Raw genomic sequence first — 26,711 nt, 5'->3', positions numbered from 1 at the left:
TAATCTAAATTTTTAACCTTTATTTTTTTGCAAATGGAATAATTATTTTTGCTTCCCATTCTAATTCATCGCCTCCATTAAAAGGATTTGCAAGAAAATTTTCTAATGGTTTATTTTCTAATTTGTAGTTATGATTTTTAGCATAATCCAATAATGCAAACCAAGCTCTGTCTGAAGTCCTGAAACTCCCATAATAGGTAGCCTTCAAACCTCTTATGGCTGGCAATTTTTTGAATTTAACAAGCTCATTTTCGATAATTTTGGTTTTCTTATCAATTGGAAAACAATAATTAAAGTTAATCGTTTCTTTATCAAGATCCCAACTTTCAATTTCTAAATAAGGTCTTCCTATTATCTTAATATTGTTCTGTTGTAAAAAACCTGTTATAATTCCATCATTGGCAATCATGCTTTGTGCTTTTTCCTGTAATACACTTGTAAGGTTTAAATACGCTACAAATGTTTCTTCAGAAGTACCTTCACCATCAATTTTGACTCTAAAGTTTTTTATATGATTGTTTAAGCCGTTTTTAAAATCAGTTACTTTTTTAATTTGCTCCACTTTAAAACTAGTACTGTAAAAAGGAGCCGTAAGTCTATTGAATAAACTATTATTTAAATCTTTTATACCAACTGTCACTGCAGTTATCGAATCATCAATTGAGCTCATTTCCCAAGTATATTCCATATGGACATTCCCTTTTTCCATTTCTTGTTTGATGAAATCAAAATTTTTCTTTTCCAGAGTGGTATAATTTTCTTTTTGATTTACTAACTGAATCTCAGACCATTCTTGAATACCCTGAAAAATAGTTCCTGTAGCAGTATTAACTTTAAATGAAATACTATAATCACTTTTTTTAATAAATAAATACCAAATTAAAAAGACTAAAAAAATTGCACTAAATCCTAATATAATTTTTTTTCTGACTATCATTATTTTTTAAGCATCTTTAATTTTTTATTCAAATAATTTCCAATATTATTACCTTGTGCAACGCCATTTTCAATTGCTGCTCTGTAATGAATACCTCCGTACAACCTACTAATTGAGGCTTCTGCTGCAGCTAGCTTAAATGATTTAAAAGGTCTTTTTGGTAAGCCGAAAGGAACTTCAGAATCATCAATGTAACTAAAATTATCTCCAAAAATAGAAGTTAAAATCAGTGAAGAGCAAGAAGAAATAACTGAATGCCCACTGGTATATTCTGGGAAAGGAGGAGTTTGCAATTGAGGCCTCCAGTTCTCATCAATATTTTGATTAATATAGGTTTCAGGTCTAACTACATTACTTCTAAATTTTTCATTCCAACAACTGATAATACTTTCAAAAACTCCAATCGAGGTTTTGGTATAAGCAAAAACGGCAGTTTCAAAATCAGATTTGTTTTTTTTCAACGCAATTTTAGTTATATTCATCCAATGTGCATCCGGTGAGTTTTTCTTCTTGGCAAACATCATGTGTCCTTGGGTTACGGTAGCATAAGGATTACAATCCCAAAAAGTGCAAATTGCGGATTCTTCTGGAATTACATTACTTTTATTTTTCTCCATAAGGATTAATTTTTCGGAAATCATATTTCCTACATCATAGGTTTCCTTAGCATCTTTGTAAAAAGCAGACTTTTTATCTGTAGAAAAAGGATAAGGTGCAATTGGTTTAAATTGAGAAGCTGAATCCATAACTAACGTTCTTATTTCACCCCAATGTGGCTCAACTGCATCCATATAAGCTGGTGGAGTAGGTTGCCATCTTCCTGGTTGATTAGCATAAACAGAAAATTTTGAAAAAGTTCGGGTTTGCTTGTAATTGTCTTTTCCCATCCACTTTTTTATTCGATCAGCCACTTTTAAGCCATAATCTTTAGAAACCAGGAATTCCTTAGCATTCTCATTTTCCCATTTTTCGTATAAACTATCTCTGTATTTTCCTAACGCATCTTCAGAAAAAATTAACATTTTACTCACTTCAATATGAGCAACAAGCGCCGCTAAATTTTTGTTAACACCACTTTTCGGATCAAGTTTAGGGATAGAATCTAATCCTTTTAATTGCCCTTGCAGACTTTGGTATTTAGTACTGTTTTGAGCCATAATCTCATAGGCTGCAATATTAGGATAAACGTAAATTCTACTCGCAACGGGAGGTGAAAAAATATCATGAACCATAATTCCCGTTACTGTATCCACTGCAGCGCAGTAATCATTTGCTGTAACCTTAATTGAATTCTCTTTTTTACAAGAAATAAAAAAGAGCGTTATAAGTCCTAAAAGATAAATTTTAGATTTCATTTTATTTTGTTTAATTATTTTGTTTGTAATATTTTTTAAATTAATTTTTAATCATTGGCATTTCATAAACCTCTGCTTTACTATTATTAATGGTAATCAACAAATATTTTTTTCCATTGAAATTGATAATATCCAAATGCTTAACTGCCTTCTGAGTTAAATCGATACCAATTTGATTTCCTAAATAGATTGTTTTTTCATTTTTTATTAAAGCTCCTGAAAATCCATCAAATCGGCTGTGATAAGGTGAAACTCCAAAATAATTTCCTGCTGCAAAAACTTCTTCTTTTTTATCAGAATCAAAATTTGATTTTACAAAACAGGTAATTGGTGCTACTTGCATTTTATTAGAGAAAGCAACAAAAGTAAATTTCCCTTTATCGTTTCTTAAATAGCCCGATTTCAGATTATGTACTTCATATAATTTTGCTTTTTCAAGCATTTTTGGATCAAAAACCTCTTCTAATGTTTTACCGGCAAATGATTTATAGCTATTAAATTTCTTCTTAAGCATTCCACTAAATTGCTCCGCTAATTCATCCAATCCCAAGGTCGTGTAGTATTTCCCATTTTTCTCTTTAGCCACAATAGTTTCAAAAGAACCATTACCATCAAAATCGTCATAATACATTTTCATAGGAAACTCTTGTGAAGCTTTGAATTTTGAATTCATTCCCCAATTTCCAACTAAATAATCCTGATCACCGTCGTTATCAATATCAAAAGGGATAATAGATTGCCATAATCCATTGCTTTTTTCAGGGAAAACAGTTTCAGTTACATCTTTGAATTTCCCATTTGTATTTGCAAAAAACGTTGGTTTCATCCATTCTCCTATTGCAATAATATCGACTTTGCCATCTTTATTAAAATCATCAAAAAGAACATCCGTAACCATTCCTATTTTTGAAAAAGTTTTACTTTCTACAATAGAAAAAACACCTTTATTATTGTTCAATAAATAACAATCCGGCATACTTCCAAATCTATTGTTCATCGAATTATTAGCAATAAAAACATCTAAATCACCATCTTTATCATAATCGAACATTTTTATAACTGAAGCATTCTGAACTAAATTTGGCAAAATCGTTTTTACTAATTGTCCCTTATTGGCTAAATATAATCGGTCTTGCAAATTAGAAGCATTTTCCCCGCCTCCGGAAGCCACAAATAAATCGTTAATTTTATCATTGTTAAAATCACCTATTATCGCTGAAGCATCTTCAAAAACAGAGTCATTTTCAATTTCGTTATAAGACTTTTTAGCAAATCCTTTTTGATTTTGAATATAAATAGCAGCTTTTTTATTTTTGGCTCCGCCAAAGAAAATATCATCTTTACCATCTCCATTTAAATCCCCTATTGCCGTTGCCGGACCACGATCTGAACGTTGGTAAGGAATTAATTTTTGAAAAACAAAATCGATATAATCATTTTCTTGATGCGTGAAGTCGATTCCTAAATTATTCACAACCTTTTTGAAAACAGGAATAACTGCAGGATGCAATTTATTATAATCGAAAACCTTTCTATTACTGTTTGGTTTTATGGTTAATGTTTGACAGGTTTTAACATTCTTAAGTGTTTGGTATGTTTTATCCGGCCAAATAACTACTAACAAATCTATAGTTTTTGTTTTACCATATCCAAAATGAATCATAGGCTCAGAAGATGATTGAAATCCTCTTGTAGTTTGTAGTTCCTTGAATTGTTTTTTGCCTTTAGAATACGAAATTACTTTGGTGCCTATTCCGAAAGTATTTTTTCCTTCAAACTGCAATTTTAATTTTAAATAATTAGAATTTTTATTAGTTTGATTTATATATACTGATGCAACACTGTTCAAATTATTAGTAATAACATCTAAATCGCCATCATTGTCAATATCAGCATAACCACTTCCATTAGAAATTATTGAGTCATTTTCAATCCAATCTTTCGATCTGTTTTTGAACATTAAATCTTTTGACCCTTGGAAAACATAATTAGTCACATTCCCTTTTGGCATCTTCTTTAAAGCTTCTTTATCCAGCAATTTAGTGGTACTAATTTTACTTTTAATCTGATCATTTGAAAAATATTTCACATAATCTAAATCGTTTGGACGTTTTGGAATTCCATTACATACAAATATATCTTGCTCACCATCCTCGTCATAATCAGCAAATAAAGTGCTCCAACTCCAATCCGTAGCTGCTACACCACTTAATAAAGCAGTTTCTGTAAAATGATTTCCAGCTTGATTCAATTGCAACATATTTCTGGTGTACTGATAATGATACCCCAATTTCTCGGTTCTCATTTTGAGCATCTGTGCATTATCATCCCCTAATGAAGATTTCAAAACTTTTTCATCTTCTGGAAGCATGTCCAAGGTCATTATATCAGGAAAGCCATCGTGATTAATATCCGCAACATCTACACCCATCGAAAATCTACTGGTATGACCAAAATGCTTCTTTAAACTTTCGGTAAAAGTACCATCTCCATTATTTAAGTAATAATAATCATCTTCATGAAAATCATTGCAAACATAAATATCAGGATAACCATCTAAATTGAAATCAGAAACTGCTAATCCTAAACCATATCCATTAGCTCCACCAAAAATTCCTGCTTGCTCGCTTACATCAACAAATTTGTTGTTATCATTTCTAAATAATTTATCTCCACATTCATAGCTTCTTTTATTTCTAATTTCAGCATTTCCAAATGATAATTCAGAATGAACAGCATGATTTAATAAATACATATCTAAATCCCCGTCATTATCGTAATCAAAAAACGCAACCGATGAACTGTAATTATCTAAATCTAATCCGTATTCAGCTGCACTTTCAGTAAATGTATTATTCTTGTTATTGATGAACAATTCATTGTGTCCTTCAAAGCCATTGATTCCAACAACCGCACAAACATAAATATCTAAATATCCATCTCCATTAACATCTGCCATGATAGTACCCGAATTCCAATCACTTTGTCCTTCAACTCCGGCTTTTGCAGTAATATCTTCAAATTTATTATTGCCTTTGTTTAGATACAATTTATTTTTACCTTGATTAGAAGTAAAATACACATCAACCAAACCATCATTATTGATATCTCCAAGAGCCACACCTCCACCATTATAATAATAGAGATAATCTAAAATAGAGATATTTTTTGAAGGATCGAGCTTATTATTGAATGTGATGTTACTTTTTTCTGGAGATAACTTTTCAAATAATTGATCTTGTTTTTTGGAACAACTAACAATTAGCAATGAAGCCAATCCTATTCTAAAAAAATTATTCATTGCTTTTAAATATTTTAGGAGTATTATCATTTACAACAGCTATTATTGAAATAGTGTTATTCTTATTTTTTATTGTTTTAACATGCTTTACTTCGCCTTTGATAAAGAATCCTGATTTATTGTAAGGCAACCATGAAAAAGTACCGTTTCTTGAACCTAAAAGAACACTGCCATAATTAGCATCTAATCTTGAAAATTGTGGTTTAAATTCATATTGATTTCCTCCCAAAATCAAATCTAAGATTCCATCTTTATTCACATCTACCACACAAATCGTATTTACACACGAAAACTGAACTTCTTTTGGTAGTACTTTCACCTCAAATTTTCCGTTTCCTTTATTAATAGCAATTACACTCTCTTGAATAGTCACTGATTTTTGAATAGAATTATCAACTACATCTTGAGCAAATAATTCCTGAAATGATTTTTTGGAATAGTCCGCATAACTTAAATTCTTCTTTTTTATTGAGGGTATTTGTTTCGCTAATTCCTGTTTTAAATGAATTGGTATATCTTTATTATCAATAGAACGAGTTGCGATTTGCTCGATAGTCCCATTATTATCAAAATCATTTATAAACAATCGCATTGGATTAATACTCGAGGCTTTATAAGACATATTAGTTCCTTTATTCCCAAGAACCAAGTCTTTCTTACCATCATTATTCAAATCTACACAACTGATTGCATTCCAAAAACCCTTATATTCAGTTAAATTTGATTTATAATCTGCTAATCTTCTTCCTGTATTTTTGAATATTCGCGGTGCCATCCAATCGCCTACAATTATTAAATCTTTTTTACCATCATTATCTATATCTTCCCAAACTGCATCTGTAATCATTCCTACTTCATTCAATTTGAAAGCTTTTTTATCAGTAACATTCGTGAAATTTCCTTTACCATCATTTTCTAGTAATAATTGCTTTGGATCAATCCCATAAACACCGGGAACGCTTCGACTACCAATAAAAACATCAATATCACCATCATTATCAAAATCGTTTGAAGCTATTACGGATACATTATTATTGGTTGTAGGAATATTGGATTTGCTTTTTGTGAAAATTCCTTTTCCATTATTCAAATACAATCTGTTTTTGTAATTCGCTTGATCTGATTTTTCGTTCCCACCGGAACCAACTAATAAATCCTGATCGCCATCACCGTCTGCATCAAAAAAACTAGCGGCAGTATCCTCATAAATGGCATCGCTGTCTAAATCTTTTTGACTAGTAATTGTATAATTATCGTTTCCATTATTTAAATAGATTTTTCCACCTTGCCCTTTGGCCCCACCAATAAAAACATCCTCATTTCCATCTCCATTAATATCTGCTACATCAAGTGAAGGCCCTTCCTGTGAAAGTTCTTTTGAAATCAAACCTTCATAATCAAAATCGATATAATCATTTTCTTTGTTTGCTAAGAATTGACTTTTCTTTTCAGATAATAATGATTTCGACTTGTCTGTTTTGGGAACAAAACTTGATTTTGCGTCTGCAATATTCAAATTGAGTGTACAGTTATTTTTTATTTTTTTAATAGTTTGAAATTTACCGTTAGGCCAAATTACCTCCAAAGAATCTATTTTTTTAGTTCCAATTCCAAAAGTCATAACATAATCAATTGAAGATTGAAAACCTCTAGAAGGAATTAACTCTTGTCTTAAAATCTCTTTCCCCGAAAATAATTGAACAACACTTCCTACTCCAAATCTATTTTCGTTATCTCCTTTCAATTTGACTTTTACAAAATGATTTTCTTTATTTTTTTCGGAATTATTTTTATAAACAAAAGCTTCCATATTCACATTATTGACAATCAAATCCAGATCACCATCATTGTCTAAATCTCCATAGGCCGCTCCATTTGAAAAACTTGGCGTATCGAGTCCCCAGTTTTTGGCTTCATTAGTAAATGTTAGATTTTTATTATTTCTAAATGCATAATTAGGTATTGGTGTACTTGGCATTTTATTGATAATGGTCTCTATTTGTTCTTTTTTGCCAGTAACAATCATTTTTTGCATAAATTCATTTGCGAAAAAATCAACAAAATCCTGATTAGTCAAATCATGATAAATTCCGTTACAAACATATATATCTTTGTAACCATCATTATCCATATCAAACATCAAAGCTCCCCAACTCCAATCTGTTTTGGCAACACCGGCATAATTCGCTATTTCAAGGAATTGATTGTTTCCATTATTAAGCTGCAAAGTATTTTGCATATATTGATTGAAAAAATCTAAATTTATTTTTCTAAGATATAAATCATAGTTTTCAAAATTTGTTGTAGTCTTCAAGCGTTCATCATGTTCTGGTAACATATCAGTAACGAATATATCAGCTTTACCATCATTATTTATATCGGCCATATCAGCACCCATAGAAGATTGACTGATATGAGAAGCCCAACCTTGAATTTGTTCCGTAAAAGTTCCGTTTTTATTATTGATATATAAATAATCTCTTTCATAAAAATCATTTGAAATATAAATGTCCGGATATAAATCTCCATTTACATCCCCTACGGTAACACCTAAACCAAAACCAATAAGACTTCCATATATCCCGGCTTCTTTACTAACATCAGTAAATTTTCCATTGTCATTTCTCAGTAATTTATCTCCTCCTCCTTTAAGAATATCGGCAACATCCCAATCTTTATCACGGAGTTCGCGTTTATTGGAGTAGTTGAGACTACTCACAGGAATAAAACTGTTATTTAAAATATAACAATCTAAATCACCATCTTTATCATAATCAAAAAAAGCGGCATGAGTTGTAATACCAGTGTCAGCAAGATTGTATTGTTCAGCCTTATCAGTAAAAGTCAAGTTACCGTTATTAATAAAAAGTTGGCTTTTTCTTATTGAATTAATGTTATTCCCAGCACTACAAACATAAATATCAAGAAGTCCATCTCCATTAATGTCAACCATTACGACACCAGTTGACCATGACTTATTTCCTTCGACTCCTGCTTTCTTAGAAATATCTTCAAATTTGAAATTACCTTTATTCAAATAAAGTTTGTCAGCCCCTAGATTAGATGTAAAAAACACATCTGAAAGTCCATCATTATTGATATCCCCTATAGCTACACCCCCACCATTATAAAAATTTCGGTATTTGAATATATTCATATCAGCACCATTTTTAACTTCGTTTACAAAATTAATTCCGGTATTTGAAGACTCTAATTTAGAGAATAGGGCATTCTCATTTGTTGCATTTTCTTTAGAACAATTGGAGAAAATTAAAACTAGAAGTAAAAATAAAATAATACGATTAGGCATATTTAAAAACTATTTGATTAGGTAATTATAATTGACCAATTTATATATAATTCATTATATAAAAAAATTAATACTGCAAATAAATAGTTGTTTTTGAAACTAAAAAAAGGTTTGTTTTTTCTTGTAATCTAATGATTGTTAACCTTTTTAGTTACTAAAAAACTACTACGATAAAATTAAAAAAAATAAAAAAACTAGTTAGAATAAAAAATAAAAGAGGGTATTAAAATACCCTCTTTATAACTAACTCAAAACATAATTAATTGTAAACTATTAGTAACCAGGATTTTGTTTTAAATTCGCATTAAACAAAGCATCTGCTGGTATAGGAAACAAAGCATATCTATTATCAGATACGTAAGGTTTCAATTCTCTTGCAGCAAGGAATTTCCCAAAACGAATCATATCATTTCTTCTCCATCCTTCATACCATAACTCTTTACCTCTTTCAAGATATACGCCATCCAAAGTTGCAGGAGAGGCAGCTTGACCTGACCTAGCAGCAATATCAGTCATAATAGTTCCAATACTTCCTGCTCCACCTCTTAATATAGCTTCAGCTTTCATCAATAAAGCATCAGAATAACGCATCAATTCATAGTCATTTTCTGGAGTACCTAAGTTAGTAACATCCGGAATATATTTTTGACTTCTAATACCTGCAGTTTCTAAAGTAGCACCGCCCGTAATCAAAGTTAATGCAGCAGTATAAACTAATGGATGACCATTTCTATCTTGCAATGGAATTACACCACCTGGTTTGTACATTTGACCAACTTGAAATCCAACATTGTTACCAAAAGCTGCAATAATCGCTGGATCTGCATTTTTAATACGTCTGTCATTAGGATTAAACTTGTTGTAATATTCGGCTACAGTAGCAAAACCATTCCATCCATCAGGAGTTTGATTGTAATGCATACCCATTCTCCATCTTGATTGAATACCTCCACCGGCACCACCTCTTAAATTTTTAGAAGAGAATAATATCTCTGGAGATGTATTGTTGTCTGGTTTAAAGTTATCCCAATAATCAGTTGCCAAAGAGCTACTTATTGCATCAACATTTGAAACGACTTTTGTCATATCAGCTGCGTCAAAAACATAAGGTCCAGCAGCATCAGCCGCATTGAAAACCCCTTTGTTTAAATATATTTTAGCTAATAAAAAGTGCGCGGCATCTTTGTTTGCAATACTAGCATCACCAGCAACACGAGCAGGTAAACTTCCAACTATCGCTTCTAATTCGCTTATTATAAAAGCAGTTGCTTCTTGTCTAGTCCAAACTTTAGGATCCGCTTCCAATGAAGAACCCGCTTCTCTGTAAGGTGCTTGACCGTATAAATCAACTACATTATAATAATAAAATGCTCTTAAAAAACGTGCTTGAACTACTTCAGATGCAGTACCGTTTTCAACAACCAAATTACAATTGTAAACGTTTGACAATAAAGAGTTCCATGCTCCTCTAATCTCATTATTATCCGGTGCCCAAGTATGGGTATGCAATTGTCTCCATTTTGCATTATCATCCCAGTCACCACCACGAGTAGGTCCAACTAAAGCATCAGATGACATTTCATCTAAGGCGAACATTTTGTCCTGATCTTGAAAACCTCTTAATCCATTGTATGCATTAGTTAATAAAGATGCAGTATTTACTGTACCTCCTGCAGTATTGTTAATAACTACACCATCTAATACTTCTTCATCTAGATTAGTACAACTTACTCCTAGTACAATTGTACTGGCAAATAAGATGCTTTTTATAATATTATTTCTTTTCATTGTTTTTTAATTAAAATGTTACGTTAAGCCCAACAGCTACACTTTTCTCTCTTGGATAAGATAAATACTCCATACCAGCAGAAGGTACACCATTCAATGATTTATCAGTATCAACCTCAGGATCAGAACCTGAATAACCTGTAATTATAAATAAATTTGATGCATTAACATAGAAACGAGCTGTTTTAATTTTAAATTTCTCTAAAACATCTCCTTTAACTGTGTAACCAAATGTTAAATTACCCATTCTTAAGAAATCACCTTTTTCTAAATATTTAGTAGATGGTGAGTTTGGATCTCCTTGTGCTTGAGGAGAAGTTGCTGCTTCTTGAGTAACGTTTCTACCTCCAAGGAAAGCACCTTTGAAGAAATAAGCATTAGTTGTATTATTATAGATATAATGACCAAATGCACCATAAAAAGAAGCACTAGCATCAAATCCTTTAAAAGTAAGACTAGTAGAGAAACCAACATTTATTTTTGGTAAAGGTTGTTTATTCAATAATTTTTTAGCAGCAGTACCTAAACCTGTATCATTACCAGAAGCATCAGCATAGATAGAATTCCCATTAGCATCATACCCTCTCCACTCATACATGTAATAAGTATATGCTGGATGATTATTAGTAATTACCTGCGCATAAGCATCTGATAATCCTTGACCGTTCAATCCTCCTGTAGAGATAAAACCAGCAAAGTTTTTAACTTCATTGCTTAAGAAAGATGCATTTCCTGAGATATCCCAAGTCAAATCTTCTTTGTCAATTACTTTATAGCTCAAAGCTACCTCAACTCCTTTGTTGATTAAGTTTCCAGGTAAGTTTTTGAAACGTGGAGACGGTGGTCCTGGTTGCGTAGCTGCTGCAGGTACTGGGAAAATTAAATCCTTAGTATCTCTTTGGAAATAATCCAATGAACCTGTCAATTTATTGTTGAACAACTCGAAATCAGTTCCTACACCATATGACTTAGTAGTTTCCCATCTCAAATCAGCATTTGAATTAGTATCTACTCCCAAAGTACCGTTGATTCCGTAAGACCCTCTTGAAATTGCTGAGTTTGGAGCAAATTCTTGATTTCCTGTAATACCGTAATTCCCTCTAATTTTGAAACTGTTTACTATACCTTCTTTGTTGTCTACAACTTTATAAGCTATACCAACTGATGGAAAATAATCGTATTTATTATTTACTCCTAATTTAGTAGATCCATCAGATCTTAAAGTTCCAGTAAGAATTAATTTTTTGTATAATGTAGCATTTACTCTCCCAAAATAAGATTGTAATTCTACTCTATTTCTATAAGAAGAAACTCTAAATTCATTTTGAAGACCACCCTCGATATTATCAATCAAATTAGTCTGAGCCATATCAAAACCTTTAGCACTTGAAAAACTTCCATCAGCTGTATAATCATAGTAAGAATATCCTACTAATGCATCTAAATTGAAGTTATCACCGAAGTCATTATTGTAATTCAATGTATGCTCAAAAGTTTTATTAAACTTATTTTGACTATTGATTGAAGCTTGACCATGTTTAACTTGAGTAGAACCAGGAACAGCTGCCTGAGCAACATTCAAGATATCAATAGTTGGCAATAGTTGACTTTTTCTAATAGAATTAGAACTTTCTATACCAAATAAGAATTGGTATTTCAAGTGACTATTAATCTTCCAAGTAGTATTGATACTTCCTAAAACTTTATTAGTATTAGTGTAATCTTTATAAGCATTTAATAACTGTACTGGATTCAAATATGTATTACTTACTACATTATAAGTACCGTTTGTATTATAAATTGGCAATGTAGGATTCCAATACAATGCTGTACCAATTAAATTACCAATAAAACCTGCATTATTAGATAACAAAGTAGTTTCATCTTTTATAGAAGCGTAAATCAATCTTGATTCCACTTTTAAAGCTCCACCAAAGAAATCATTTGAATTATAAACAGAAGCACTGTATTTATCTAAACCTGAATTTTTAACAATACCGTTTGTATTAGCTGCACCAAAAGATACTCTAGTATTAGAGTTTTCAGTTGTTTTGCTAAAAGACAAATCATGATTCATAGAAAAACCATTACGCAAAACTGCATCTTTCCAATCATAAGTTCTTGATCCTTTATCAACTCCACCGGCAGCAACGAATTCATTTGCACCCATTACACCAAATTTACCAGCCATTTTGCTGAATTGTACTGATGTACTGTAAGCTAATTGAGGTTCTTTTGATTTTCCTTTTTTAGTAGTAATTACAATTACACCATTAGCACCACGAGAACCATAGATAGCAGTAGAAGAAGCATCTTTCAATACACTTATACTTTCAATATCATTTTGATTCACAAAGTTTAATGGGTTTCTTGCTGAAGACGCTCCTAATAAATCATCTCCACCACCAGAAACATTTCCACCATCTAATGGCACACCATCAATAACAATTAATGGACCGTTTCCTGAACGAATAGATGAATTTCCACGAACTCTAATAGCAACCCCAGCTCCTGGCTCCCCACTTGACTGAGTCACCTGAACACCTGCTACTTTACCTCTCAACAATTGAGCTGGCGAAGGAGAAGATACATTATCAAAATCTTTAGCTCCAATTTGATCAACTGCACCAGTCGCGTCTTTCTTTTTAACAGAACCGTAGCCAATAACTACTACTTCTTTTAATTCAGCTGAGTCTTCTTTTAAGATTACTTTCACTGAGCTTTTTCCTGCTACATTTACTTCTTGACTTTTAAGACCAATGTAACTAAAAATCAAAACTGCGTTTGAGCCAACATTTTTGATAGTAAAATTTCCATCGAGATCTGTTTGTGCTCCATTTGTTGTTCCTTTAACTAATATAGAAGCCCCTGGAAGCGGACCACTAGCATCAGATACCGTACCGGACACATCTTGCGAATAAGTCAAACTAGTACATAGCATCGTTAGAAACACCATCAAGCCTTTTAATAGACTATTTTTCATACGTAATAAATAAGTTGGTTAATAATTTGTTTTAATGGTTTGTTTTAAAATATGTGGTAAACATAATACTAATTTTATGATAAAATTAAGAAAATTACAAACTATAACGTTTTCGTTGAGTCGAAAACGTTTTCGATTTTAAAATTAATACTTCAAAAAATTAATACTAAAATTATATAAAATTTAAAAAAAAGCGTTAAAAAAAACACATTGTCATAATTCGACTCAATTTACCATATTCAATATTTAAACATATATCAAAAAAAAAGCTTTATAACGAAAATCGCTGCAGATTCTTTAATCTAAAAGCCTTTTTCATACTTATTTATCAGATAGCCTTTAATTCTAAAATTAGCAGTCTTTCTAATCCGATGGCTTACTTAATTAAGAATCCCCCTTTTTTTGAGGAATTTATTTATGGTAATGATTTTATTTTAAAAGAGGTTATTTAAGAAGAATTTTGAGCTATTTTCATAAAAAAGCCACGAATACACCTCTTTCAATTTCTTAAAAAGATTAAAAAGTGCAATCGTGGCAGGAAATTTTTGTTTTATACTGTTATTCTATTGTAATTGTTTTGTTATCCATTCCCAAACCAATTATTTTTAGTGACTTCCATTTTTTGGGCAACAACCCTTTATTATATTTCAATCCATGATCGGTTTGTTCAACGCCTCCAAAACCATAAATTACGGCTTGCAGCATCGCACCCGCTCCTGTTGCAAAATAAGGATTATTACTGTTTGCTGACTCAGAAAACACACCAAAAGGAGGTCGACTATTTGGCAAATATGATTTTACAAAATAATTATAGGCCTTTTCCTTATCCCCTAATCGGGCATACAAAACGGACAAAACTCCTGAAGCCATTGCCGGACCATCTTTTTTATCGATTTTTTCAGTGTAATATTCCAAATCTTTTTCAATTTGTGCTTTATCAGTAATAATATGTAACGGATATGCTAATAAATTAACATCGGCTTGTTTAATAATCTGTCCTTTATATCCTTTGTAATTCTGAGTAATTCCATTTTCTGTATGAATTACTAATTTTTCAGAAACTGCTACCCATTTTGGATCAACTGGCTCGTTCAAAATTGTAGCTGCCTTAATCGTATTTTTTAACGATTCAATAGCTGAAGCATTTGTAAAAGCATTATCATCGACATGTTGTGCATATTCATCGGCACCAACAACATTCAAAATAGAATAACTTCCATCTTGATTCTTAACTACTCGACTTACCCAGAAATCAGCCGTTTCTTTTAATACGTTCCATTCTTTTCTTAACCACGATTTGTCTTGAGTATACGCATAGTAATTCCAAAACGCAATCGAAACATCAGCCGTAATATGTTGCTCAAAAATTCCTGTCAAAGCCCAAGTTGGTGTCGCCTCTTCTCCTGTGTCATCCGACTCCCATGGATACATTGCTCCTTTATATCCATATATCGTAGCTTTCTGCTTTGCTTTTTGCAAACGGTCCGAACGGTAATCCAGACATGATTTTGCCATATCAGGTTGCAGTGCCAAAAGTGTAGGATACATCCAAAGTTCACTATCCCAAAAAATATGTCCATTATATCCTTGAGAAGACAATCCCATAGGCGCAATACTTTGTCTTGTTTCCGGACGTATATAGGAATACAAATTATACAAAGCGAATCTTACCCGTTGTTGCGCATCTAAATCTCCTTCGATTTGAATGTCTCCTGTATTCCATAACTCAGCCCAAGCATCTTTATGACGATTCAATAAATTATCAATTCCTTGTTGCAATGCATAAATAGGTTGTCTTTCGGATTCGTTCAATGGATCTGTAATATCTTTTGAAGTACAAATCCCTCCGGCAATAGCAAATCGATATTTTTTTCCTTTAAATAATTTTTTAGAAAAACCAACTTCATTTCCTACTTGCTTCAATGTTTCGCTTTGCCCGTCAAAAAGAAATGTAGTAGATGCTGAAACGGTATATTTACCCGTTAATGTTTTTGCAGTTGTTCCAAAAACCGGCATTAAATACTGATTATCCTTTAATACTCTAAACTGACTTTTAGCATCTTTCAATTCATCAGGGACAACCATGTAATTATTAGCTACTATTTCGATGTCTTTATTAGGAGTAATTTCAACAATTGCCATAGCAGAATATGGAACTGCTCTATTGGCTAAAATTGTATAATTAATACTTGCAAAATCTTTAAATGTAAATGACGTTGTGCTAGTTCCTTCTTTCATAGAAACCACTTGAGCCCAATTATCAATATTGTCCGATTTTATTTCTTGATTGTTTATAATAAGGCGTAAGTTTAAAAATTCAATTCCTCTTACAATTCTGCTTATTCCGTTTTCAGGACTACCATCATAAACTCCATTCAATAATATCTCTTTTGTTTTTAAAGGGGTGTCATCAGTAACAATTCCTATTTGACCATTTGCCATAGCAACTCCATAATAATTTTCTCTGGAGTTTGCATATAAATGCCATTGATCTGATTTTGTTTGTCCAAAAACAGCTTGACATACTAAAAACATTAAGAACAGGCTTTTAAAATTTGAAATCATAGTTATAATTTTTAATAATATTTTCAAACTTATATAATTAATTCGTTAAATAATTATATAATTCGATATAGTACATTGATTCCAAATCGAAAACGTTTTCGACTTACCGAAAACGTTTTTGATTATTACGAATTGAATAATTAAAAAAAAGAATTCTATTTTTATAGATATAATATAAAAATAAACCGTTTTTTAAATGAAGTTCACAAGTACTATTCCATTAATCTTATTTTTATTCGGGACTTCATTATTGTTATTTTCTTGTAAAAAAGAAGAAAATAATGCTATCATTATTGTTAATTCTTCTGAAAAAATAGAAAGTGATTCTTCAAAAATATTCAAAGAACCTTTTCGACCACAATTTCATTTTTCTCCAGAAAAAAAATGGATGAATGACCCCAATGGGATGGTGTATTACAAAGGCATCTATCATCTGTTTTACCAATATTATCCAAATGATATCGTATGGGGACCGATGCATTGGGGACATGCAACGAGTACGGATTTAATCCATTGGAAACATAAAAAAATCGCTTTATTTCCTGATAAACTAGGACTTATATTTTCAGGAAGTGCAGTGATAGACCAAAATAACAGTTCCAAATTGGGAACTAAGGAAAACCCACCAATGATTGCAATTTTCACCTATCACAATATGGAAGGAGAAAAGGCGGGGAAAACAAACTTTCAAACACAAGGGCTGGCTTACAGTTTAGACAAAGGAGACACTTGGTTAAAATACGAAGGAAATCCAATTATAGGAAATTCTGATCTAAAAGACTTTAGAGACCCCAAAGTTTTTTGGAATACCTCGACCAATCTTTGGAATTTAGTCTTAGTCGCTGGAGATCATGCCCAATTTTATACTTCAAAAAACCTAATAAATTGGACATTCGAAAGTGATTTTGGTAAAAATAATGGTGCTCATGGTGGTGTTTGGGAATGTCCTGATATTTTCAAACTAAAAGTAGCCGATTCAAATGAAGAAAAATGGGTATTACTTGTTAGCATTAATCCTGGAGCACCAAATGGTGGTTCAGGGACACAATATTTCATAGGAGATTTTGACGGAAAAACTTTTCGCACGGTCCAAAAAGAGACTAAATGGATTGATTATGGAGCAGATAATTATGCAGGAGTAACTTATAATTATGCCCCAAATAACAGACGCCTCTTTATTGGCTGGATGAGTAACTGGCAATATGCAAGAAATACACCGACAAAAAACTGGAGAAGCGCCATGACACTTCCAAGAGAACTTTCACTAGAAAAATTAAATAATAATTATATTCTAAAGAGTACTCCAGTTGAAGAACTAAATAAACAATTTACTACAGAACTATCTAAAGATTTGTTATCGCTAAATGCAAATCATACTCTTACAATAAATTACGACAATCTAAATCAATCCGATATAAAGTTTAAAGCCTATTCAAAGAATTTAAAATTGATGTTTTCTAACGATGCAAAAGATTCTTTAGTAATTGATTATGATGCCAAACAAAAAACATTCTCCATCGACAGACGGCATTCCGGAATTGTAAATTTCGAAGCCAATTTTGGAAAAGAAATTCACAAGACTTCAACCCCAAATATTGTTTCAAAAACAATAAGCTACCATGTAATTTTAGATTGGTCTTCCATAGAAATTTTCTTAAATGATGGTATTTATACATTCACTGAGCAAATTTTCCCAAAAAAGCCTTACAATAAACTGAGTATTCAATCTGATGAAAATCAAGAAATTAAAAACATAGAAATATCCAAAATAAAAGGAATTTGGCAAAATTAGAAACCTTTCATCAAAATAAAAACAACCAAACTAACAACCAAAAACTATAAATAATGAATAACGTTCGAAATTGGTCTCTTACCGTAGCTGTAGCGGGATTTTTATTTGGTTTTGACACCGTCGTAATATCTGGCGCTAATTTACCAATAAAAGAATTATGGCATACCACTCCGTTGTTTCACGGCATTTTCATCATGTCAATGGCATTGTGGGGAACAGTTTTAGGTTCTTTATTAGGAGGAATTCCATGTGATAAATGGGGTCGAAAGAAAACATTATTTTGGATTGGAATCCTATTTTTAGTATCGGCTTTAGGTTCTGCCTTAGCGCCAAATCCCTACATCTTTTCCTTTTTTCGTTTTATTGGCGGAATAGGAGTTGGAGCTTCTTCAGTTGCAGCACCAATCTATATTTCGGAGATTTCGACTCCAGAAAACAGAGGTAAATTAGGAACATTGTTCCAATTCAATATCGTATTTGGAATCCTGATTGCATTTTTCTCTAATTATTTATTCGAAGGTTTTGCCGGAGCCAATGACTGGCGATGGATGATAGGAATCGTGGCAGTTCCTGCTTTAATCTATAGCATTGTAGTTTTACAAATTCCGGACAGTCCGCGCTGGTTAATCTTAAAAAAAAGAGATGATAAGGAAGGAATGAAAGTTCTTGAGATGATTTATAATAAAGAGGAGGCTTTAGAAAATTTTCATGAAATTAAAAAAGATTTAGTTGACTCAACAATCAAAGAAACCATTTTTTCAAAAAAATACAAATTACCAATTATTTTAGCTTTTTTACTGGCCTTTTTCAATCAATTATCCGGAATCAATTTTATTTTATATTATGCTCCTGAGATATTGGAAATGGCAGGATTAGGGTCAAAAGAATCTTTGATGAATTCCATTTTAATTGGATTAACTAATCTAATTTTCACTATTGCTGGAATGCGATTAATAGATGTTTTAGGAAGAAAACAACTGATGATTATTGGCTCTTTAGGTTATATTATCAGTTTAGGCATGGTAGCTTTAGCCTTTTACAACAATATGGGACCTATTATATTAATGTCATCTATTATGTTATTTATAGCCTCTCATGCTATTGGACAAGGAGCAGTAATATGGGTTTTTATCTCCGAGATATTCCCTAATAATGTTCGTGCGAATGGACAATCCTTTGGTACAGGAATTCATTGGATTTTCGCGGCCTTAATAACTTTGGCCGGACCTGTAGTTATTGATATATTTAAAGAAAACCCTTGGCCTATATTTGCGTTTTTTGCATTTATGATGGTATTGCAATTAGTTTTTGTTTTGTTTATGATGCCAGAAACCAAAGGATTATCACTTGAAGAATTAGAACATAAAATGCTTAAAAATGGATAATAGTAAAAAAGAACTCAGTATTGTATGTTTTGGAGAAGTATTATTTGATGTTTTTCCTACGCACAAAAAAATTGGCGGAGCACCTCTAAATGTCGCTCTTAGATTAGCTTCACTTGGTGTAAAAACTCAAATAATAAGCCGTGTCGGGAATGATGAAATAGGTAGAGAAATGCTAGATTACATTAAAAAAAATGGCATTTCCACAAACAGTATCCAAATAGATAAAACCCTATCTACCGGAGAAGTGCTCGTTCAATTGAACGATAAAGGCTCTGCATCTTATACTATCAATTATCCTGTAGCTTGGGACAAAATTGAATGTAATCCCGAAGCAGAGAATACGGTAAAAAAAGCTAACGCCTTTGTATTTGGAAGCCTAGTTTGCAGAGACTTAACCTCCTATCAGACTTTATTAGAATTAATAAACTATGCTAAATATAAAATATTTGATGTAAATTTACGCGCTCCGTTTTACACAAAAGAAATACTTATCAGTTTGATGTTACAATCTGATTTTATAAAGTTTAATGATGATGAATTATATGAAATAAGTGGTTTCCTAAACTCCCCCTATCATTCCTTAGAACAAAATATTCTTTTCATTGCTGAGCACACCAACACTAAACACATTTGTGTAACCAAAGGAAGCCATGGAGCAGTTTTATATTATAATGAAAAAATGTATTATAACAGCGGCTATAAAATAGACGTAGTCGATACTGTAGGATCAGGAGACTCCTTCTTAGCCTCTTTATTAAGCAAGTTATTAACCACAAATGAACCTCAAAAAGCAATTGATTTTGCTTGTGCTATGGGAGCCTTAGTAGCAAAAAATACGGGTGCAAATCCAAAAATATCTATTAAGGAAATTGATGATTTTATGAATCCTACAAAAAAATAATTCTAACTAATCCAGACACTATTAATACAATCAACCATGAAACCGATTTTTTCTTTATACTTATTTTCTGCTCTGATGTTATTTTCATCTGAGGGCACATTCGCACAAAACATGTCAGTAAAAACAACTCCACAAAATGATTCCAAATGGTGGAAAGAAGCCGTTGTTTATCAAATATATCCAAGAAGTTTCAAGGATAGTGACGGAGACGGAGTTGGAGATTTAAAGGGAATTATATCTAAATTAGATTATGTCAAAAGCCTGGGAATAGATGCTGTTTGGCTTAATCCAATTTACACTTCACCTAATGATGATAATGGCTATGATATTAGCAATTATCGTGAAATCATGAAGGATTTTGGAACTATGGCCGATTTTGATCTTTTGTTAAAGGAAATGCACAAACGCGGCATTAAACTCATCATGGATTTAGTTGTGAATCATAGTAGTGACGAGCATGAATGGTTCAAACAATCCAGAAGTTCAAGAGACAATCCATATAGAGATTACTATCACTGGTGGCCAGCTGAAAAAGGAAAACCGCCTTATAGATGGAGCTTTTTTGATGTAAATAGTGAAGCTTGGAAATATGATGCACAAACCAACTCTTATTATCTTCATTATTTTTCTCAAAAACAACCCGATTTAAATTGGGAAAATCCAAAAGTTAGAAATGAAGTTTATGATATTATGAAATTTTGGTTAGACAAAGGCATTGATGGTTTTAGAATGGATGCTTTTCAGTTTGCTTCTAAAGATACTACATGGCCAGAATTGCCAAAAGGATACGAAAAAAATATCATAAAATATTATGGTGTAGGTCCCCATTTACATGAGTATTTACAAGAAATGAATCGAGAAGTTTTTAGCAAATACGACATCATGACTGTTGCTGAAGGTGCCGGAAGTTCTCCTGAAGATGCGATGCTTTTTGTAGATCCGGATCGAAAAGAATTAAATATGGCATACCATTTTGAAAGTGTTGATATTGGTAAACATTTAAAAGATTTTGGCCTTGTAAAATACAAAGATATTTTTTCAAGATATGACAACGCTTTTAAAGATAAAGGATGGCTTGCTATATTTCTAGCCAATCACGATCAACCTAGAATGGTCAGTAAATTTGGTAATGACACCCCAAAATTTAGAGCTATTTCTTCAAAAATGCTTTCTACTTTTATAATGACCATGAGAGGTACTCCATATTATTATTATGGAGATGAATTAGGGATGGACAACATTCGTTTTAATTCAATCGATGATTATCATGATGTGGACACCCGTAATAAATACATTGCTTTAAAAAATAAAGGTGGCGATTTAAATGCTTTTTTAGAAGGACAAAAACAAACTTCAAGAGAAAACGGAAGAACTCCATTTCAATGGGATACAACTCAAAATGCAGGTTTTACTACAGGAACACCATGGCTAAAGGTAAACCCAAATTATAAGACCTTGAATGCGGAAGCACAAGAAAAAGATTCAAATTCAGTATTGAATTATTTTAGACAATTAGTACAATTACGCAAAAAAGAACCAACACTTGTTTATGGAAAATATACACTATTAGATAGAGAAAATCCAAACGTATATGCCTATACAAGAGAATTAGATGGTAAAAAATTATTAGTGCTATTAAATTTCACCGATAAAAATAGCCCATACAAAATAGGGATTTCAACTGCTAAATCTAAAATTATTTTAGACAACTACGCTGGAACTAAAAAACTAAAAAGCAATATTTTAAAACCTTACGAAGCTATTGTAATGGAACTCAAATAATAATAAAAACATATAAAATCAGTAATTTCAAATTAAACTGCTTCTTGAAAATTGAATTACAATAAATTAATTGTAAATTCGTTTTTCAAGAAGCAGTTTTTTATTCGGCTTTTACTATCTAGAGTAATGAAATATGAATAACACCACTCTCAAACAAATTGCCTCCCAATTAGGAATTTCTATAACTACCGTTTCAAAGGCTTTGAAAGGCTATTCAGATGTAAGTGAAAAGACAAAAAAAGCAGTAATAGAATTAGCCAATAAACTAAATTATACTCCAAACAGTTTTGCAGTAAACTTAAGAACAAAAGAGTCTAAGACAATAGGTTTGATAATCCCTACTCTAGTTCATGATTTTTTTTCAAATGTAATTCAAGGAATTCTTGAAGAAGCTGAGAAAAGAGATTACTTAGTTATTATTTTACAATCAAATGAAAAATTAGAATTCGAAAAAAAACAAATTGAACTTTTATTAAATAAACGAGTTGATGGAATCCTAATATCCTTATCAAATGAGACTGGTGAATTTGAGCATTTAAAGACTATACTTTCTCATAATACACCACTTGTACTTTTTGATAAAATTGCAAAGCTTGTCAACTGTTCTAAAGTAACTATTAATGATAGAAAAGCAGCTTATGATGCTGTTAGCTATCTTATAAAAAAAGGATATAAAAAAATTGCCCATTTTAGAGGTTCCTATTTACCCCAGAATTCCATTGACCGATTTTTAGGCTACAAAAAAGCTTTAGAAGACAATAACATTATCTATGATTCCTCTTTGGTTTATGTATGTGATACTAACATGGATTTTGAAAATGGGTATGAAAATGCAAAAAAAATCGTTAATGAACACCCGGAAATCGATGCAATTTTTGCAGTTACTGATTTAGTAGCTATTGGGATTATTAAATACTTCAATGAAGTAGGTATTGCAATTCCACAAAAAATAGCCGTTTTAGGATTTAGTAATTGGTTTATGTCTAGAGTAATGAGTCCTAAACTTTCGACTGTTGACCAACCTGGATTTGAAATTGGAAGAAAATCAGCCTCAATATTATTTGATGAAATTAATTTAAAAAAGAATAATTCTCCTGTAATTTTTCAATCAATTGAATTAGAAACTAGTATAATAGAAAGAGAGTCAACTTAAAAAATAGGCTTTTTTAATAAAATAATAATCATCCTTTTTTTAATTTAACTAATCCATCTTAATTTGTTTATTTTGATAAAAACTTCAGAAATAAAATAAAAATTAATATCTTGGTGAAGAATATTTGAAGTTATAATACTTTTTCATAAACATAAAACAAGGTAAACCCCATTGATTCTTATAGGGAAACCGTTTCTGAAAAATATTTTTCTAAAATTAAATAAGTAGAAATACGATTCATGAAAGACATCACTCTTAAAGAAATAGCAACTAAACTCGGAATTTCAATAACAACAGTTTCAAAAGCTTTAAAAAATTATCCTGATGTTAGTGCAAAAACTAAACAAGCTGTAATTGATCTTGCCCAAAATCTACACTACACCCCTAATAGTTTTGCTGTAAATTTAAGAACAAAAGAATCTAAAACTATTGGATTAATTATTCCCGAAGTTGTTCATCATTTTTTTTCGAATGTAGTAAATGCAATTATTGATGAAGCAGAGAAAAACGGCTATTTAGTTATTATATTACAATCAAATGAGTCACTTGCTTTAGAAAAAAAACAAGTAGAACTATTGATTAAAAAAAGAGTCGATGGAATTATCATTTCACTTTCTAATGAGTCGAATAATGACGATCATTTAAAAGAAATAATCACCAGAAACATTCCTTTTGTAATGTTTGATAAAATCAACAAACTAATTTCTTGTTCTAAAGTAATTATTGATGATCAAAAAGCAGCATTTAATGCTGTTCAACATTTAATAGATAATAATTGCAAAAAAATTGTTCACATTCGTGGGCCTTTAAATCCCCAAAATTCAATTGACCGTTATATTGGATATAAAAAAGCATTAGAAAAAAACAACATTCCTTTTGACACCAAATTAGTCTATACTTGTGAAACTGTAACCTTTCAAGAAGGATTAGATTTTGCAAAACAAATAATAATAGACCATCCTGATGTTGATGGAATATTTGCTGTTACAGATTTGGTAGCCGTTGGTGTTTTATCTTATTTTAATGACAACAAAATTAAAGTTCCTGATCAAGTAGCAGTAATTGGTTTCAGTAATTGGTTTATGTCACAAGTCCTTACGCCAAAGTTAAGCACTATAGATCAGCCTAGCCATGAAATGGGAATTGAGTCTTTCAATCTGTTATTGGAAGAAATGAATTGTCATAAAGAAGGAATTCCTTTTAAACCAAGAACAATTGAATTAAACACCAATATTATTATCAGAGAATCTTCTATAAAAAAACAATCCGATTAACTAGCCTAATCTAAACCCCAAAGTTATTCTAGAAAATCAATATTTCTCTTTAACCCTTGGAACTTTGCCCTTTTAAGAGGCGAATTTTTAAACACAACTTTAAATGTTTCTTCCGTAATTTCTCTCCAATCTTTTTTGGACATAGAAAGTAATTCTGGATTTGGATTAAACAAAGGTTCTTTATGTGCTTTTGAAAACTTGTTCCATGGGCAAACGTCCTGACAGACATCACATCCAAAAACCCAATCATCAAAGTGTCCTTTCATTTCATGAGGAATATTCTCTTTCAGTTCTATAGTAAAATAAGAGATACATTTACTTCCATCTACAATATATGGCGCTACAATAGCTTTGGTGGGACAAGCGTCAATACAAGCGGTGCAGGTTCCGCAATGATCTGATGTAGCATTATCATACTCTAAATCTAAATCAATAATGAGTTCTGCTATGAAGTAAAAGGAACCTACTTTTTGAGTCAGCAAATTGCTGTTTTTACCTATCCAGCCTAAACCACTTTTTGCAGCCCAAGCTTTATCCAATACTGGCGCTGAATCAACAAATGCACGCCCTGAAACGGCACCAATAGTTGATTGAATAGAAAATAAAAACTCTTTAAGCTTTTCTTTAATGACAAAATGATAATCTTGTCCATAAGCATATTTAGAAATTTTGTACGAATCTGGATTTTGAAGTTTTTCTGGATAATAATTTAATAAAAGAGAAATCACACTTTTCGCATCATCAACAAGCAACTTCGGGTTTAGACGTTTATCGAAATGATTTTCCATATACGACATTTCACCATTTCTGTTTTTATTTAACCAATTTTCTAAACGAGGAGCTTCCTCTTCTAAAAACTGAGCTTTGGAAATGCCACAAGCCAAAAATCCAAGGCGTTTTGCTTCGGATTTAATGAACTCTGTATATTTAGATTTTTGAATTATGACTAAAAAAAGTTAAAATTGGCAATTACATACTAGCTCTGATTACTACACTTAACTTCTATTTTTATCGGTGTTCAGTGAACTTCGTTTGAAGCGATATCCTATCTCGTTTTTTACGACATAGATTTAGCGAATAGCAGGACACGAGCGTCGAACTGACGAAGTAAATAGCTCCAAGAAATTAAAACAAACCACCTTGAATATTGGTGTTTAATTTACCCAAATGTTTATAAGCTTTATCAGTGACTTCTCTTCCTCTTGGCGTTCTCATAATGAAACCCTCTTGGATAAGAAATGGCTCATAAACCTCTTCTATAGTTTCACTACTTTCGGATACGGCTGTCGCCAAAGTTGATAATCCTACGGGACCACCTTTGAACTTTTCAATAATTGTAGTAAGTATTTTATTGTCCATTTCATCTAGACCATGAGCATCTACATTAAGTGCTTTTAGTGCATAACGAGCAATTTCAATATCTATTTTACCATTTCCTTTTATTTGTGCAAAATCACGAACACGACGCAATAAAGCATTAGCGATTCGAGGAGTCCCTCTGCTTCTACCTGCAATTTCGATTGCTGCTTCCATTGTGATAGGCATTTTGAAAATAGCTGCGCTTCTCTCCACGATTGTGGTTAATAACTCGGTCGTATAATATTGCAAGCGTGATGATATCCCAAAACGGGCCCTCATGGGCGCAGTTAATAGTCCAGAACGAGTTGTAGCACCGATTAAAGTAAATGGGTTCAGATTAATTTGTACTGTACGAGCATTTGGCCCAGATTCAATCATTATATCAATCTTGAAGTCTTCCATTGCTGAATATAAATATTCTTCGACTATGGGGCTTAAACGATGGATTTCATCAATGAACAATACATCTCTTTCTTCAAGATTTGTCAATAAACCAGCTAGGTCCCCAGGCTTGTCTAAAACAGGTCCCGAAGTTATTTTTATACCTACTTGTAACTCATTGGCAAGGATATTAGCCAATGTTGTTTTTCCTAAACCTGGAGGACCATGAAAAAGGGTATGATCAAGTGCTTCATTTCTTTGATTTGCTGCCTGAACAAAAACTTTTAAATTTTCCAATATTTGGTCTTGACCGGCAAAATCATCGAATGAAAGTGGCCTTAATCTTTTTTCAAGATCAAGCTCGTCTGCATTATAACCGTTTGTGGTTGGATCTAAATTTTCATTCATGTAACAAAGATAAAGAAAGTATTTAGTTTAGTAGAAT

15 protein-coding genes are annotated in these 26,711 nt (G+C 31.8%); 6 read left to right on the top strand and 9 right to left on the bottom strand.

Going from position 1 to position 26,711, the window contains the following annotated elements; genetic code table 11:
* Positions 1 to 19: 19 nt before the first annotated feature.
* The 7 genes from ACM55H_RS07935 to ACM55H_RS07905 all read right to left on the bottom strand — a co-directional run bounded on the left by ACM55H_RS07935 (position 20) and on the right by ACM55H_RS07905 (position 16,239).
* Positions 20 to 937 carry a GyrI-like domain-containing protein gene (locus tag ACM55H_RS07935; RefSeq protein WP_416835999.1) on the bottom strand — a complete coding sequence of 306 codons (918 nt, stop codon included), beginning with the start codon at positions 935 to 937 and terminating at the stop codon, positions 20 to 22.
* Entirely contained in the window at positions 937 to 2,292 is a 1,356-nt protein-coding gene (locus ACM55H_RS07930) for a vanadium-dependent haloperoxidase (RefSeq protein ID WP_416835998.1), read from the bottom strand. The genes ACM55H_RS07935 and ACM55H_RS07930 overlap by 1 nt, the downstream gene beginning before the upstream one ends.
* Before the next feature lie 40 nt (positions 2,293 to 2,332).
* Positions 2,333 to 5,593, bottom strand: coding sequence for a VCBS repeat-containing protein (locus ACM55H_RS07925; RefSeq protein WP_416835997.1), 3,261 nt, complete (start codon positions 5,591 to 5,593; stop codon positions 2,333 to 2,335).
* Positions 5,586 to 8,903 carry a VCBS repeat-containing protein gene (locus ACM55H_RS07920; RefSeq protein WP_416835996.1) on the bottom strand — a complete coding sequence of 1,106 codons (3,318 nt, stop codon included), beginning with the start codon at positions 8,901 to 8,903 and terminating at the stop codon, positions 5,586 to 5,588. The genes ACM55H_RS07925 and ACM55H_RS07920 overlap by 8 nt, the downstream gene beginning before the upstream one ends.
* Positions 8,904 to 9,176: 273 nt before the next feature.
* Positions 9,177 to 10,691: a RagB/SusD family nutrient uptake outer membrane protein gene (locus ACM55H_RS07915; protein ID WP_416835994.1), complete on the bottom strand. Its 1,515-nt coding sequence runs from the start codon at positions 10,689 to 10,691 to the stop codon at positions 9,177 to 9,179.
* Between the two features lie 10 nt (positions 10,692 to 10,701).
* Positions 10,702 to 13,674 carry a SusC/RagA family TonB-linked outer membrane protein gene (locus ACM55H_RS07910; RefSeq protein WP_416835992.1) on the bottom strand — a complete coding sequence of 991 codons (2,973 nt, stop codon included), beginning with the start codon at positions 13,672 to 13,674 and terminating at the stop codon, positions 10,702 to 10,704.
* A gap of 558 nt (positions 13,675 to 14,232) precedes the next feature.
* Positions 14,233 to 16,239 carry a glycosyl hydrolase family 95 catalytic domain-containing protein gene (locus ACM55H_RS07905; protein ID WP_416835990.1) on the bottom strand — a complete coding sequence of 669 codons (2,007 nt, stop codon included), beginning with the start codon at positions 16,237 to 16,239 and terminating at the stop codon, positions 14,233 to 14,235.
* A gap of 196 nt (positions 16,240 to 16,435) precedes the next feature.
* Between ACM55H_RS07905 and ACM55H_RS07900 the strand changes: the two genes are divergently transcribed.
* The 6 genes from ACM55H_RS07900 to ACM55H_RS07875 all read left to right on the top strand — a co-directional run bounded on the left by ACM55H_RS07900 (position 16,436) and on the right by ACM55H_RS07875 (position 24,526).
* Entirely contained in the window at positions 16,436 to 18,031 is a 1,596-nt protein-coding gene (locus ACM55H_RS07900; RefSeq protein ID WP_416835989.1) for a glycoside hydrolase family 32 protein, read from the top strand.
* Positions 18,032 to 18,084: 53 nt separating this feature from the next.
* Positions 18,085 to 19,416, top strand: coding sequence for a sugar porter family MFS transporter (locus ACM55H_RS07895; RefSeq protein WP_416835988.1), 1,332 nt, complete (start codon positions 18,085 to 18,087; stop codon positions 19,414 to 19,416).
* Complete coding sequence (locus ACM55H_RS07890) at positions 19,409 to 20,317, top strand: carbohydrate kinase family protein (RefSeq protein WP_416835987.1); 909 nt, start codon at positions 19,409 to 19,411, stop codon at positions 20,315 to 20,317. The genes ACM55H_RS07895 and ACM55H_RS07890 overlap by 8 nt, the downstream gene beginning before the upstream one ends.
* Positions 20,318 to 20,428: 111 nt before the next feature.
* Entirely contained in the window at positions 20,429 to 22,099 is a 1,671-nt protein-coding gene (locus ACM55H_RS07885) for a glycoside hydrolase family 13 protein (protein ID WP_416835986.1), read from the top strand.
* A gap of 133 nt (positions 22,100 to 22,232) precedes the next feature.
* The gene (locus ACM55H_RS07880) at positions 22,233 to 23,252 is read left to right on the top strand and encodes a LacI family DNA-binding transcriptional regulator (protein WP_416835985.1); all 1,020 of its coding nucleotides are present in this window, start codon (positions 22,233 to 22,235) and stop codon (positions 23,250 to 23,252) included.
* 239 nt (positions 23,253 to 23,491) lie between these two features.
* A complete protein-coding gene (locus tag ACM55H_RS07875; RefSeq protein ID WP_416835984.1) occupies positions 23,492 to 24,526 on the top strand; it encodes a LacI family DNA-binding transcriptional regulator in 1,035 nt (344 codons plus the stop codon).
* 23 nt (positions 24,527 to 24,549) lie between these two features.
* On the opposite strand, the gene queG is transcribed toward ACM55H_RS07875, so the two are convergent.
* Both queG and ruvB read right to left on the bottom strand, forming a co-directional pair.
* On the bottom strand, positions 24,550 to 25,470 hold the full coding sequence (gene queG, locus ACM55H_RS07870; RefSeq protein WP_416836084.1) for a tRNA epoxyqueuosine(34) reductase QueG: 921 nt from the start codon (positions 25,468 to 25,470) through the stop codon (positions 24,550 to 24,552).
* A gap of 181 nt (positions 25,471 to 25,651) precedes the next feature.
* Positions 25,652 to 26,674: a Holliday junction branch migration DNA helicase RuvB gene (gene ruvB / locus ACM55H_RS07865; protein ID WP_039108750.1), complete on the bottom strand. Its 1,023-nt coding sequence runs from the start codon at positions 26,672 to 26,674 to the stop codon at positions 25,652 to 25,654.
* Positions 26,675 to 26,711 lie beyond the last annotated feature (37 nt).

The organism is Flavobacterium cryoconiti (assembly GCF_048158645.1).
Lineage (GTDB): Bacteria > Bacteroidota > Bacteroidia > Flavobacteriales > Flavobacteriaceae > Flavobacterium > Flavobacterium cryoconiti.
This window is presented reverse-complemented; position numbering and strand designations above follow the sequence as displayed.